Genomic DNA, 12,183 nt, shown 5'->3' with positions numbered 1-12,183 from the left:
CACCATGCCATCCGCCTCGCCCACCCCATGGCCCATACGCCCTGGCCGCTCACTTAAAATCGGTGGCTTGACGCCATTTAGTGCCACCGATTACCCTGGCCAATTAGCCGCCGTTGTCTTTATACAAGGCTGCCCATGGCGTTGCCATTATTGCCACAACCCACATCTGCTAGAACGTACAGCCCACAGCCCCCTTGCGTGGCCAGACATACTAGCTTGGTTGGCCACACGCCAAGGCTTACTTGATGCTGTCGTGTTTAGTGGTGGCGAGGCATTATTAGACCCTGTCTTACCACGTGCCATGACAGAAGCCCGCGAATTAGGCTTTAAGGTGGGGCTACATACCGGTGGCGCGTACCCTGAAGCCCTAAAAGGCGTGCTGCCTTATGTGGATTGGGTGGGCTTGGATATCAAAACTAACTTTGACGACTACGCTACGATTACGCAACTGCCGCGCAGCGGTGAAGCGGCTAAACGTAGTCTAGAAATTCTGCTGCAAAGCGGGGTTAGTTACGAATGCCGTACTACTGTGCACCCCGATTTACATAGCGATGACCAGCTATGCAACATGGCGGATGACTTAGCAAAAATGGGGGTAGCGTGCCTAATCTTGCAACGTTTTAGACCTGAAGGCTGCACCAATGACAGCCTTAGCCCCTTTAGCACAACGTCATTTCCTACCCCACAGACGATAGAACACCTATCTGGCTTATTTAGCCATTTTGCGGTGCGTTAAGGCTTGGCGGCCGGCTCCGTCCACGGGCAATAACAGCCCACAGCCAAGAAGCCTGCGCGCTGATTCACTGTTTCACCCGCCACCAATCTATCTAATATAGGCTCTACAAAACTGTTGGCCGATGTACAAACCATGCCCAAGCTATAGGGACCAGCATAGACTAAGCGTCCGGTCTCGTCCCAAATCCCCACCGAAGGGCTGGCTGGAATGTGCTCCATGCCTGGCACATAATCCAAAGGTGTTAATTTGCCTTGAAGAAAAACAGGTAGTTCACCCGTAGAACCTGGCTTTTGCACGCTATAGAAATCAATATTGGCGCGCTTATACATACTGATTAAGTAGCTCAGGTGCGCACCGGTTTCTCTATTACAGTACGTGCAGTCTGGGTCCCAGAAATGCACCATCCGAATTCTTCCTGTGGCTCCCGCTATTTCTAGGGGTAATTGCAGTGCCGTATCTTCAAATACCACGGCTTGCTCGGGATAGGCGCTGAGGCCACTGATGCCAAAATAACGCCACAACGCATCCCCCATGCCAAACAAGATCAGCATGCAAACGCTAACAAAGATTCGTAATGCATTACGGCGCAAAAAACCTGGGCGCTCACCCGCAGAGGATGGTGTTTTCATTATGCAGTTAACCCATCACTCACGGCTGCTGCCCAAATTTACGCACATATTGCTTAGTCATTTCTTGGCATGACTTGGCCAATTCCTGCTGCGCAATCAACGAGCGGCTAGGATCTACGCTACGCTCGCGGCATTTAAGAATAGCTTGCTGCTCAGCTGCCTGCACTGCTGGAGTTTGTGGTCTAGACATGACATAAGCCAAGACGGCCAACATCGCAATAATAAAAAGACCACTTCCCGCCATAATAATGTGAAAGTGCAAACGCGAACGTCTTGGCCCTTGGCCTTGCTGAGACGACATACTTCATCCATTTTTTAACCCTACATGCCTTTTATTTTACTGCATACAAGACTTTCTTGTATGCATTTACAAAAAACATGTAGGGCAAAAATGACTACACGATAGCAGCAATTCGCTGTGGTTTATCAGCAGATAGCAAAATATCTGACAATTTCTCTAGGGCTACTTGCAGACGTGCATGATCTGACGCGCCACCCAGTGCTATACGAATAGCCCCCGGCGACGACTCAAATGGGCAAAACACATCTGAACTGGTCACCCCCAAACCTTGCTCTTGCGCCGTTTGTATCAACCGGTACTGATCCAACTTCGGTGATAGCTCTAGCCACAGGTGCAATCCATAAGGGTGAGCAATAGGCTTACCCGGCAAGATTTTGGCAGCAATTTTTTGTCGCTGCCCTGCATCTTGGCGTATTTGACGCATCCACTCTTGCGCCGCACCCTCTTGTATCCAGTGCGTAACGCTAGACACCATACTTTGTGCAGGCATCAGACTTAATGAACGCAAGGCATCCAAAATAGGCTCTATAGGCTCAGAAGGCGGTACGACCAAATAGGCCGTGCGTAACCCGGGCGCCAAGCACTTAGACAAGGTAGACACATAAAACACCGGTGGGCCGGCTCTATCTGACAGCCCCAATGCTGCAATAGGCGGTGCCGCATCACCGGCCAGCAGCCAATAGGGATCGTCTTCAATCACCGCCACGTCATGGCGTTTAATAACCTTATAGATAGCCTCACGACGCGCTTGCGACATAGTCGCTGTGGTGGGGTTATGAATAGTAGGTACTAAATACAGCAGCGAAGGCTTGTTTTCACTACATACTTTTTCAAGTTCGTCAGGCAACATCCCTTCCGCATCGGCAGACACCGTGACTACCCTACGCTGTAATACACGTATGGCGGCCAAAAAGCCGGGGTGCGTCAAACTATCTACCACCACCACATCGTCTGGCTGGGTACGCGCTAGTAGCAGCGCACTTAATGCTGCCTGAGCCCCTGAGCAGATCACAATGCGATCACCATCCACATTGCTTAGCATGGGTTTTAACCATGTGGCTGCAGCTTGGCGGTCTTGGCTTAGACCTGCGCCTAAGCGATAACTCATAAAGTCGCCATTAGACATCAGCTTTTGCACATAGCTCATGGCTGACAACATCATGCGACTAAACAACGCACTGCCTAATAAAGGAGGCGTATTCATGCTGAGGTCCACGGTGCCGTGATCCTCAGCGTGCGTACAGGAAATATAGGAGCCCCCTGCTCCGTATGCATCCATAAGACCGGCCGCGCGTACCTCTGCATACGCACGTGTAACCGTTGTAAGATCTACACCCATCGCTTGCGCCAGCTCTCGCTGAGGCGGCAAACGGTCCCCTGGGCGCAACACGCCATCATGTACCGCATTGATGATTTGGTTGGAAATCTGTTGATAAAGGGATCCTTCTCCGTCTTGGAAAGGCCTAACCCAAGAGGAGTTTGGTTTTTTTAATTTGCGGATTGTGGTTGGAACTTCCATAACGGAAACTCACCTCCTCTATACAAAACCCCATAAAATTACCATACAATAGCGAACTTGCATGGAACATTCTTTACACTTGTATGGTGCTGACTCTTCTTCTTACATAGCCATCATACCAAGAGTAAGTGCAACGTCCCTGTTGTTGCGTCAATTCACGCTCATCTTCTTGGAAAAACCATTACACAAGGTCTAGGCATGATGAAAACTTGCTGGAACCGTGCCCGTTATGCACTCATGGCTTTTATGCTTTTGGGTCTTAGCGGATGCGACTGGGTGCTGTTCAACTCTAAAGGAGCTGTAGGCATTGCCCAACGCGACCTAATTATTATTTGCGTCGCGCTTATGCTTATTGTGGTGATTCCCGCCATTGTCATGTCGTTTGTCTTTGCATGGCGATACCGGGCTTCTAATCAAAAAGCTAAATACACACCAAACTGGACTCATTCCACAAAAATTGAAGTTGTGGTTTGGGGGATTCCTCTGATCATTGTTTGCATTCTTGCATTCATTGTGTGGAAATCCACCCACGAATTGGATCCTTACAAGCCTCTAGAGTCGACAGTAGAACCACTGCAAGTGGAAGCCATTGCTACCGACTGGAAATGGGTTTTTGTTTACCCAGAGCAAGGCATTGCTACTGTTAACGAGTTGAAGTTCCCTGCGAATCGTCCTTTGGCATTCAGCATCACTTCCAACTCCACCATGAATACTTTCTTCATCCCTCAGTTGGGTGGTCAGATTTATGCCATGGCGGGTATGCGTACACAGTTGCACCTGATTGCTGACGAAACCGGCGTATTCCGCGGCATGTCTGGCAACTACAGTGGTCTTGGTTTCTCTCAAATGCACTTCTTGGCAACCGCTACAACGGATGCTGAATTTGACGCATGGGTAGACGAAGTACGTGAGTCCGACAAAACACTGGACATGACTAGCTTTGAGCAATTGGCTCAGCCTACTCGTCATTACTACCCTATTACTTACTTCGGTTCTGTTGAGCCCCTGCTGTTCAAGAAAGTAATAGATCAGTTCATTGGTGTAGGTGCTAACACTACACCGGCACCGGCACTTGATGCCGAGCCATCCCAAACAACGAAGGAGTGAAGGTCATGTTTGGAAAACTGACATGGGACGCCATACCGACGCACGACCCTATCGTCGTGGTGACCCTGATCGGTATCGTGTTGGGCGGAGCTGCCCTACTTGGTGCGATCACCTATTTCAAAAAATGGGGCGTACTCTGGCGTGACTGGTTCACCTCTGTAGACCACAAACGCATCGGTATCATGTATATCGTTGTCGCTATCGTCATGTTGATTCGCGGCTTTGCCGACGCACTGATGATGCGCGCACAGTTAGCTGCTGCCGGCCCCGGTAGCGAAGGCTTCCTGCCCCCTGAACACTACGACCAGATTTTTACCGCCCACGGCGTGATCATGATCTTCTTCGTCGCCACACCGTTTGTTGTGGGTCTGATGAACGTGGTTGTTCCTCTGCAGATCGGCGCTCGAGACATGGCATACCCATTCTTGAACGCGTTCAGCTTCTGGATTTTCGTAGTCGGCGCTGTGCTGGTTATGTTGTCCTTGGGTGTAGGTGAATTTGCTCAAACTGGTTGGGTAGCATACCCGCCACTATCTGGGATTGAATACAGCCCTGGAGTGGGGGTGGATTACTACATATGGGCCTTACAGGCATCCGGTCTAGGTACATTGCTGACTGGGGTTAACCTGTTTGTGACTATCCTGAAAATGCGTGCACCAGGCATGAGCCTGATGAAAATGCCCGTATTTACATGGACTTCCTTTGTTACGTGCGCGATTATTATTGCTGCGTTCCCCATTCTGACTGTAGCTCTGGGCGCACTGACACTAGACCGTTACTTAGACTTCAACTTCTACACCAACACCTTGGGCGGCAACCCCATGATGTATGTGAACTTGGTGTGGGCATGGGGTCACCCTGAAGTGTATATTTTGGTGCTGCCAGCCTTCGGTATCTTCTCCGAAGTGACAGCTACCTTTGCACGCAAAAAACTGTTTGGCTATAAATCCATGGTGGGCGCGACCATTGCTATTGGTCTGTTGTCCTTCGTTGTGTGGCTGCACCACTTCTTTACGATGGGTTCAGGCGCCAGCGTCAATGCCTTCTTCGGCATTATGACCATGATTATTGCCGTCCCAACTGGGGTGAAAATCTTTACATGGCTGTTCACGATGTACCGTGGCCGCGTAGAGTTCTCAGTACCTATGATGTGGACTATCGCTTTCTTGGTGACTTTCACCATCGGCGGTATGACAGGCGTGTTGTTGGCTATTCCTGGTGCTGACTTTGTTCTGCACAACAGCTTGTTCCTGATTGCTCACTTCCACAACACTATTATTGGTGGTGCGCTGTTTGGTTACTTTGCTGGTTTCTACTTCTGGTTCCCGAAAATGTTCGGCTTCAAGCTCAATGAGCGCTTGGGTCGTTACTCCTTCTGGTGCTGGGTAATTGGCTTCTACTTGGCCTTTATGCCTCTGTACATGCTGGGCTTCATGGGCATGACACGTAGGCTGAACCAATACGACAACCCTGCATGGCAACCGTACCTGTACGTAGCCTTTGTTGGTGCACTGTTTGTATTGGCTGGTATCGGCTTCATGCTGCTGCAGTTGTACGTCAGCTTCCGCGACCGCAACAAAAACCTGGATGTTACTGGCGACCCATGGGATGCCCGTACATTGGAGTGGGCAACCTCTTCTCCTCCAGCGTTCTACAACTTTGCTGTTACTCCCGTGGTTGATGATCTGGATGCGTTCCATGCCGCTAAAGAGCGTGGCTTACCGCCTCCTCCTAAGCACTACGAGCCTATCCACATGCCACGTAACACAGGCGTACCGCTGATTGTTAACGGCTTCCTGTTGGTAATGTGTTTCGCGCTTATCTGGCACATCTGGTGGTTGGCTGCAGGCAGTTTCGCTGCGACCATCATTACCTTCATCGTTCGCTCTTACAACGATGATGTGGACTACTACGTCCAGCCTGATGAAATTGAACGTATAGAGAATGCGCATCATCAAGCTGCGCTTGCACAGAAAGGTTGATAGCAACATGTCGACTATGACTCAACAATCCGCTCATTCGGCTGCTCACGGCGATCACGCCCACGCAGACGATCACTCACACGACCAGGGCTCCACAAAAGTCCTGGGCATGTGGATATACCTCATGTCTGACCTCGTACTGTTTGGTACGTTGTTCGCTTCTTTTGCGGTATTAAGCAATGCGTTTGCCGGTGGTCCCACCAGCAAGGAACTGGTTTCACTGCCGTTCGTGCTGGTTGAGACCTTTGTTCTGCTGTTCTCCAGTATCACCTACGGCTTTGTCATGCTGGCGGTACACCGTCAAGATAAAGCAGCTGCTCTGCGCTGGTTATGCGTAACCTTTGTATTAGGTGCATCCTTTATTGGCATGGAACTCTACGAGTTCCAGCACCTGATCGCTGAAGGTGCTGGCCCTACCCGTAGCGCGTACTGGAGTGCCTTCTTCACCTTGGTGGGCACACACGGTATTCACGTTACTGCCGGTTTGATCTGGATGGCTGTGGTTATCCATCAACTGACTACACGTGGCCTAACACCTACCAACATCACACGCCTGTCGTGCCTGAGCATTTTCTGGCACTTCTTGGATCTGGTTTGGATTTGTGTGTTCACCGTCGTGTACCTGTTTGGAGCTCTTTAACATGTCACATTCCTCCACTAGCCGCGCAGGAGAAAGCCACGGCAGCGCCAAGTCGTACGGCATTGGGTTTGTTCTGTGCGTGATTCTGACTGTCATCCCTTTTGCACTGGTGATGAACCCAGTGCTCAGCAAACCAGCCACCATGTTGATCGTGGTAGCGTTTGCAGTAGTTCAGGTGATTGTTCAGTTAGTGTTCTTCTTGCACATGAACCGCTCGTCTGAAAACGGCTGGAACTTAGCCAGTTTCGTTTTCACTTTAGTTATTTTGTTCATTGTTATTGCATTGTCGATCTGGATCATCTGGAGCATGCATTACCACATGATGATCAACGGATAAGTTCAGCCCTGAACTGTTAATCCGTTCGCTCTTCGCACCCGGCCGGCCCTACGGCTGGCCGGATGCTTCCTGCTACTGGAGCGCACTATGAATCATGCGACCCTCACCGCCGTCACCGCTTCCCGTTGGTCCCAGTTCTGGGTACTAACCAAGCCCAAGGTGGTACAACTCATCGCTTTCTGCGCCTTCATCGGAATGATGTTGGCCCTCCCTCACTGGCCCGATCGTGCCGAGTGGGTACGTATTCTGCTGGCCTGCTTTGGTATTTGGCTGGTAGCGTCTGCTGCCGCCGTTGTGAACTGCTTTGTAGAAAAGTCCATTGATGCCCGTATGAAACGTACGGCATGGCGTCCTACTGCTCGCGGCGAACTCTCTGATCGCCAAGCACTGCTGTTCACAGCCATTCTGTGCTCGCTAGGCTGTTTTATTCTGGCGACCTACGCCAATATGCTCACTATGTGGCTGACCTTGGCTACATTCGTGGGTTATTCCATTATCTACACCATTATTCTGAAGCCTCTCACCTCACAAAATATCGTGATTGGTGGTGCCTCAGGTGCGATGCCCCCACTGCTGGGCTGGGCAGCCATCCGTGGTGAAGTACATATGGAAGCCATTATTCTGTTCTTGATTATCTTCGTCTGGACACCGCCGCACTTCTGGGCGCTGGCAATGTACAGGGTTGAAGATTACAAGCGCTCTGGCCTGCCCATGCTGCCCGTTACTCACGGCATGGACTACACCGCACGTCATATCTTCCTCTACACAATTGCCCTGTTTATCACGACATTGCTGCCTGTGTTCTACGGCATGAGCTCGTGGCTATACCTGCTGACTGCCATTGTGCTGAGCGGCGTATTTTGTGCCTACGGCTATGCTCTGTGGAAAAACTACTCCGACGATTTAGCGAAAAGAACCTTCCGTTGGTCTTTATGGCACCTGAGCGGGATTTTCCTTGCCCTGTTGCTAGATCACTACCTGCTGTAAGAGCTGTTTGTTATGCCCTGGATTCGTACTCTGCTTCTGTGTATTCCCCTACTTTGGTTAAGCGCTTGTTCTGATGACAAGCCTAGCTTTCATGCCATGGACTTCAGCCAAGTAGAGTACGCGCAAGATTGGCACATGCCTGACGACACTGGCCGCTACACTAGCGTGGCTGATTATGCTGGCAAAGTCGTGTATGTGTTTTTTGGTTTTGCACATTGCCCTGATGTCTGCCCCACCACTATGGTGGAAATGGCAGAAGTAAAAGAGAAACTGGGTAAAGACTTCGATAAGCTGCAAGTGCTATTTGTGACAGTAGACCCCGAGCGGGACACACCAGAAATCATGCGCGCCTACTTAGATAGCTTTGACCCTAGCGCACATGCTCTTATTGGTAGCCCAGAAGAAGTAGAAAAGATGGCCAGTGACTTCAAAGTGTTTTACCAACGTGTAGCTGGGCCTACCCCAGAAAGCTACACCATGGATCATGCTGCTGGCGCTTATGTGTTCGATCCCAAAGGTAAATTACGCCTGTACATCAACTACGGCACGCCTGTGGATAACATTGTTGATGACATACAGCTGCTTATTGATGGGAAATGAAAAATGTAGGGCCTAGCCTCTACACTCATTTGCTCTCAATTTCCGCTCTACAGCCGCCACAACGCGGCAGCCAAACACGTAGAATAGCCAGATGCCCTGTACAACCGTACATGGGCATTTTTTATGTCATGCGGGACGACTAACTCCCTGCGCGCATTCCGCCCGAAACGCGCATATAACCTATGATTTCAGAGTTTTAATCCCTTTAGGTATAGAGGGTTTACAAAGCGCTAGTATCACATCCAGAATTTGGTGTTTACAGCGTCTCTACGACACTTTACACCTCACCACAACCCATACCCACAGGCTTTTAATTCACGCTGCTCTGCAGCGCTAAAAATCGCTATTCACAGCCTCGCATAAAGCCAGTCAGAAACTGTGGACAACTTAGTAGCCAGAATTCAAAAACCCCTGCTAATTTGCATCAGCAGGGGTTTTTTTAGATCGCTCTATGATCCGTAGATCATACACCGCTCAGGCTACTGCCCTATCACCAATTAGTGACCTGGGTTTTGCTTGAAGCGACGTGCTGCAGCTGCTTGAGCGGCCAACATCGCCAACTCAGCTTCTACTACAGCAATATCCGCTTGATCTTTGGTATTGCGCAGAGCTTCTTCGGCGCGCTCGCGGGCTTCCAGAGCTTTGGCTTCGTCTAGATCAGCAGCACGAATCGCTGTGTCAGACAGAACCGTTACTTTAGAAGGCTGAACCTCGAGAATACCGCCAGCAACGAAAATCACTTCTTCACTGTTGTCGGCCATAACGATCTTCAGCATACCCGGACGAATCCGAGAAATCAGTGGGGTATGGCCGGGCAAAATACCCAGCTCGCCGGATTCACCAGGAAGCACAACAAACTTGGCTTCCCCGGCAAACAGCGATTTTTCCGCACTGACCACATCAACTTGAAGTGTAGCCATGAGTAATCCTTACAGTGTTTTCGCTTTTTCGAATGCTTCGTCGATGCCGCCAACCATGTAGAAGGCTTGCTCTGGCAGTGCATCACACTCACCATCAACGATCATTTTGAAACCGCGCAGTGTTTCGCTCAATGTAACGAATTTACCAGGCGCACCTGTAAACACCTCTGCCACGTGGAAAGGCTGAGACAGGAAGCGCTGGATCTTACGAGCACGAGCAACGATCTGTTTGTCTTCTGGAGACAGCTCATCCATACCCAGAATCGCGATAATGTCACGCAATTCGTTGTAGCGTTGCAGAGTTTGCTGTACGCCACGAGCAATTGCGTAGTGCTCTTCACCAACCACTTGAGGATCCAACTGACGGCTTGTAGAACCCAGTGGGTCAACCGCAGGGTAGATACCCAGAGCAGCAATGTCGCGAGACAACACAACTGTGGAGTCCAAGTGCAAGAAGGTTGTTGCTGGGGATGGGTCAGTCAAGTCATCCGCAGGAACGTAAACAGCTTGAATAGAGGTAATAGAACCAGTTTTAGTGGATGTAATACGCTCTTGCAGTTTACCCATCTCTTCTGCCAGTGTAGGCTGGTAACCCACGGCGGAAGGCATACGACCCAACAGCGCGGATACTTCAGTACCGGCTAGAGTGTAACGGTAGATGTTATCTACGAAGAACAGAATGTCACGACCTTCGTCACGGAATTTTTCCGCCATTGTCAGACCGGACAACGCTACACGCAGACGGTTACCTGGAGGTTCGTTCATCTGACCGAACACCATGGCTACTTTGGATTCGCCGATGTTGTCCAATTGAATAACGCCAGCTTCTGCCATTTCGTGGTAGAAGTCGTTACCTTCACGAGTACGCTCACCCACACCTGCAAATACGGACAAACCACTGTGCTGCTTAGCGATGTTGTTGATCAGCTCAAGCATGTTCACGGTTTTACCCACACCAGCACCACCGAACAGACCTACTTTACCGCCTTTAGCAAAGGGGCAAACCAAGTCAATCACTTTAATACCGGTTTCAAGCAGTTCCACGGATGGGGACAGCTCGTCAAATTTAGGGGCATCCTGGTGAATAGCGCGACGCTCTTCAGTAGGGATTGGGCCAGCTTCGTCGATTGGGCGACCCAGCACGTCCATAATACGGCCCAGAGTGGCGGAGCCAACTGGAACGGAAATAGGTGCATTGGTGTTGCCAACTTCCATACCACGACGCAAACCGTCGCTGGAACCCATAGCAATCGTACGTACTACGCCGTCACCCAATTGCTGCTGAACTTCAAAGGTCAAACCTTCTTCAGCGAACTTGGAGCTTGTATCTACAAGCTTCAACGCGTCGTAAACCTTAGGAATGCTGTCGCGGGGGAACTGAATATCCACCACGGCGCCGATGCACTGAACGATGGTACCGTTGCTCATGTTTAGTCCTTGCATAATAACTTAATGGTTAGCCACACACCGATTACACGGCTGCGGCACCCCCCACGATTTCAGAAATTTCTTTAGTAATAGCAGCTTGACGGGTTTTGTTGTAAACCAGTTGCAGCTCACCAATCACTTTTTTGGCGTTATCAGATGCGGCCTTCATCGCCACCATACGGGCGGATTGCTCAGAAGCCATGTTTTCCGCTACAGCCTGATACACCAGACCTTCTACATAGCGCAACAACAGTTCATCAATAACAGTTTTCGAATCGGGTTCGTAGATGTAATCCCAACCGTATTCAGATTTGAGTGCTGTAGAAGCTGCTGCACTCTCGCCTACAACCTGGAAAGGATCTGCCAAACCGCTAGGCAGTGGCAATAAACGAATAAACGTAGGATCCTGCGTCATGGTGTTAACGAAACGACTTGTCGCTAGGTAGACTGCATCAATCTTGCCAGCTACGAAATCGTCCATCTGCACTTTAACTGCACCGATCAGACGCTCAAGGTTAGGTTCATCACCCAACTGCACTTCCTGAGACACCAAGTTGGCACCAACACGAGCCAGCGTTGAGGCAGCTTTGCTACCCAATGCTGTGGTTTGTACCTTAATGCCTTGATTTTCAAATTCGCGCAGACGAGCCAATACCAAACGCAAAATGTTGGTATTCAAACCACCACACAGGCCTTTATCCGTACTAACTACAACCACACCAACTGCGTTCAGCTTTTCACGCTCAAGCAAGTATGGGTGTGCGTAGTCTGGGTGTGCCTGCATCAGGTGCGCTGCAATTTCGCGTACCTTGGTCGCATAAGGACGGCCTGCACGCATCCGTTCCTGCGCCTTGCGCATTTTGGATGCCGCCACCATCTCCATGGCTTTGGTGATCTTGCTCGTGTTTTGCACGCTCTTGATCTTTGTACGAATTTCTTTAATTCCAGCCATCACACTTTCCTGTAAAGGCGTTATCGGGACAGGGCACCTGCCCCG

Annotated in this window: 13 protein-coding genes; 7 read left to right on the top strand and 6 right to left on the bottom strand. The window is 50.3% G+C overall.

Annotated features, from left to right (window positions below; translation table 11 throughout):
• Positions 1–4 precede the first annotated feature (4 nt).
• Entirely contained in the window at positions 5–736 is a 732-nt protein-coding gene (locus GY634_RS01920; RefSeq protein WP_166406878.1) for an anaerobic ribonucleoside-triphosphate reductase activating protein, read from the top strand.
• Here the strand turns inward: GY634_RS01920 and GY634_RS01915 are convergent.
• The 3 genes from GY634_RS01915 to GY634_RS01905 all read right to left on the bottom strand — a co-directional run bounded on the left by GY634_RS01915 (position 733) and on the right by GY634_RS01905 (position 3,185).
• Entirely contained in the window at positions 733–1,365 is a 633-nt protein-coding gene (locus GY634_RS01915; RefSeq protein ID WP_242683573.1) for a DUF6436 domain-containing protein, read from the bottom strand. The two genes, GY634_RS01920 and GY634_RS01915, sit on opposite strands and share 4 nt — an antisense overlap.
• Positions 1,366–1,384: 19 nt before the next feature.
• Entirely contained in the window at positions 1,385–1,666 is a 282-nt protein-coding gene (locus tag GY634_RS01910) for a hypothetical protein (RefSeq protein WP_166406877.1), read from the bottom strand.
• 94 nt (positions 1,667–1,760) lie between these two features.
• Positions 1,761–3,185, bottom strand: a complete 1,425-nt coding sequence (locus GY634_RS01905) for an aminotransferase-like domain-containing protein (RefSeq protein ID WP_166406876.1) — start codon at positions 3,183–3,185, stop codon at positions 1,761–1,763.
• A gap of 198 nt (positions 3,186–3,383) precedes the next feature.
• Here GY634_RS01905 and cyoA point away from each other — a divergent pair, with 198 nt between their 5' ends.
• The 6 genes from cyoA to GY634_RS01875 all read left to right on the top strand — a co-directional run bounded on the left by cyoA (position 3,384) and on the right by GY634_RS01875 (position 8,838).
• Positions 3,384–4,292 carry a ubiquinol oxidase subunit II gene (cyoA, locus tag GY634_RS01900; protein ID WP_207625458.1) on the top strand — a complete coding sequence of 303 codons (909 nt, stop codon included), beginning with the start codon at positions 3,384–3,386 and terminating at the stop codon, positions 4,290–4,292.
• 5 nt (positions 4,293–4,297) lie between these two features.
• On the top strand, positions 4,298–6,274 hold the full coding sequence (gene cyoB / locus GY634_RS01895) for a cytochrome o ubiquinol oxidase subunit I (protein ID WP_166406875.1): 1,977 nt from the start codon (positions 4,298–4,300) through the stop codon (positions 6,272–6,274).
• Positions 6,275–6,281: 7 nt separating this feature from the next.
• Complete coding sequence (gene cyoC / locus GY634_RS01890; protein WP_207625453.1) at positions 6,282–6,914, top strand: cytochrome o ubiquinol oxidase subunit III; 633 nt, start codon at positions 6,282–6,284, stop codon at positions 6,912–6,914.
• 1 nt (position 6,915) lies between these two features.
• Entirely contained in the window at positions 6,916–7,251 is a 336-nt protein-coding gene (gene cyoD / locus GY634_RS01885; protein ID WP_166406874.1) for a cytochrome o ubiquinol oxidase subunit IV, read from the top strand.
• 87 nt (positions 7,252–7,338) lie between these two features.
• A complete protein-coding gene (gene cyoE, locus GY634_RS01880; protein WP_166406873.1) occupies positions 7,339–8,238 on the top strand; it encodes a heme o synthase in 900 nt (299 codons plus the stop codon).
• A 12-nt stretch (positions 8,239–8,250) separates the two neighbouring features.
• Positions 8,251–8,838 carry an SCO family protein gene (locus tag GY634_RS01875; RefSeq protein ID WP_166406872.1) on the top strand — a complete coding sequence of 196 codons (588 nt, stop codon included), beginning with the start codon at positions 8,251–8,253 and terminating at the stop codon, positions 8,836–8,838.
• A gap of 497 nt (positions 8,839–9,335) precedes the next feature.
• On the opposite strand, the gene GY634_RS01870 is transcribed toward GY634_RS01875, so the two are convergent.
• Genes GY634_RS01870 through atpG form a run of 3 tightly spaced genes read right to left on the bottom strand, consistent with a single transcriptional unit; the run spans position 9,336 to position 12,138 of the window.
• Positions 9,336–9,758, bottom strand: coding sequence for a F0F1 ATP synthase subunit epsilon (locus GY634_RS01870; protein ID WP_166406871.1), 423 nt, complete (start codon positions 9,756–9,758; stop codon positions 9,336–9,338).
• Between the two features lie 9 nt (positions 9,759–9,767).
• Positions 9,768–11,186, bottom strand: coding sequence for a F0F1 ATP synthase subunit beta (atpD, locus tag GY634_RS01865; RefSeq protein WP_166406870.1), 1,419 nt, complete (start codon positions 11,184–11,186; stop codon positions 9,768–9,770).
• Positions 11,187–11,229: 43 nt separating this feature from the next.
• Positions 11,230–12,138, bottom strand: coding sequence for a F0F1 ATP synthase subunit gamma (gene atpG, locus GY634_RS01860; protein ID WP_166406869.1), 909 nt, complete (start codon positions 12,136–12,138; stop codon positions 11,230–11,232).
• Between the last annotated feature and the right edge of the window lie 45 nt (positions 12,139–12,183).

It is taken from the genome of Paenalcaligenes suwonensis, from assembly GCF_011290505.1.
GTDB lineage: Bacteria > Pseudomonadota > Gammaproteobacteria > Burkholderiales > Burkholderiaceae_B > Paenalcaligenes > Paenalcaligenes suwonensis.
Note: the sequence above shows the minus strand (reverse complement) of the source record. Positions and strands in the feature narration are given on the sequence as shown.

Coding starts and splice junctions, on each gene's coding strand:
- GY634_RS01920 (WP_166406878.1), top strand. CDS start 5: ATGCCATCCGCCTCGCCCACCCCATGGCCCATACGCCCTGGCCGCTCA.
- GY634_RS01915 (WP_242683573.1), bottom strand. CDS start 1,365: ATGAAAACACCATCCTCTGCGGGTGAGCGCCCAGGTTTTTTGCGCCGT.
- GY634_RS01910 (WP_166406877.1), bottom strand. CDS start 1,666: ATGTCGTCTCAGCAAGGCCAAGGGCCAAGACGTTCGCGTTTGCACTTT.
- GY634_RS01905 (WP_166406876.1), bottom strand. CDS start 3,185: ATGGAAGTTCCAACCACAATCCGCAAATTAAAAAAACCAAACTCCTCT.
- cyoA (WP_207625458.1), top strand. CDS start 3,384: ATGATGAAAACTTGCTGGAACCGTGCCCGTTATGCACTCATGGCTTTT.
- cyoB (WP_166406875.1), top strand. CDS start 4,298: ATGTTTGGAAAACTGACATGGGACGCCATACCGACGCACGACCCTATC.
- cyoC (WP_207625453.1), top strand. CDS start 6,282: ATGTCGACTATGACTCAACAATCCGCTCATTCGGCTGCTCACGGCGAT.
- cyoD (WP_166406874.1), top strand. CDS start 6,916: ATGTCACATTCCTCCACTAGCCGCGCAGGAGAAAGCCACGGCAGCGCC.
- cyoE (WP_166406873.1), top strand. CDS start 7,339: ATGAATCATGCGACCCTCACCGCCGTCACCGCTTCCCGTTGGTCCCAG.
- GY634_RS01875 (WP_166406872.1), top strand. CDS start 8,251: ATGCCCTGGATTCGTACTCTGCTTCTGTGTATTCCCCTACTTTGGTTA.
- GY634_RS01870 (WP_166406871.1), bottom strand. CDS start 9,758: ATGGCTACACTTCAAGTTGATGTGGTCAGTGCGGAAAAATCGCTGTTT.
- atpD (WP_166406870.1), bottom strand. CDS start 11,186: ATGAGCAACGGTACCATCGTTCAGTGCATCGGCGCCGTGGTGGATATT.
- atpG (WP_166406869.1), bottom strand. CDS start 12,138: ATGGCTGGAATTAAAGAAATTCGTACAAAGATCAAGAGCGTGCAAAAC.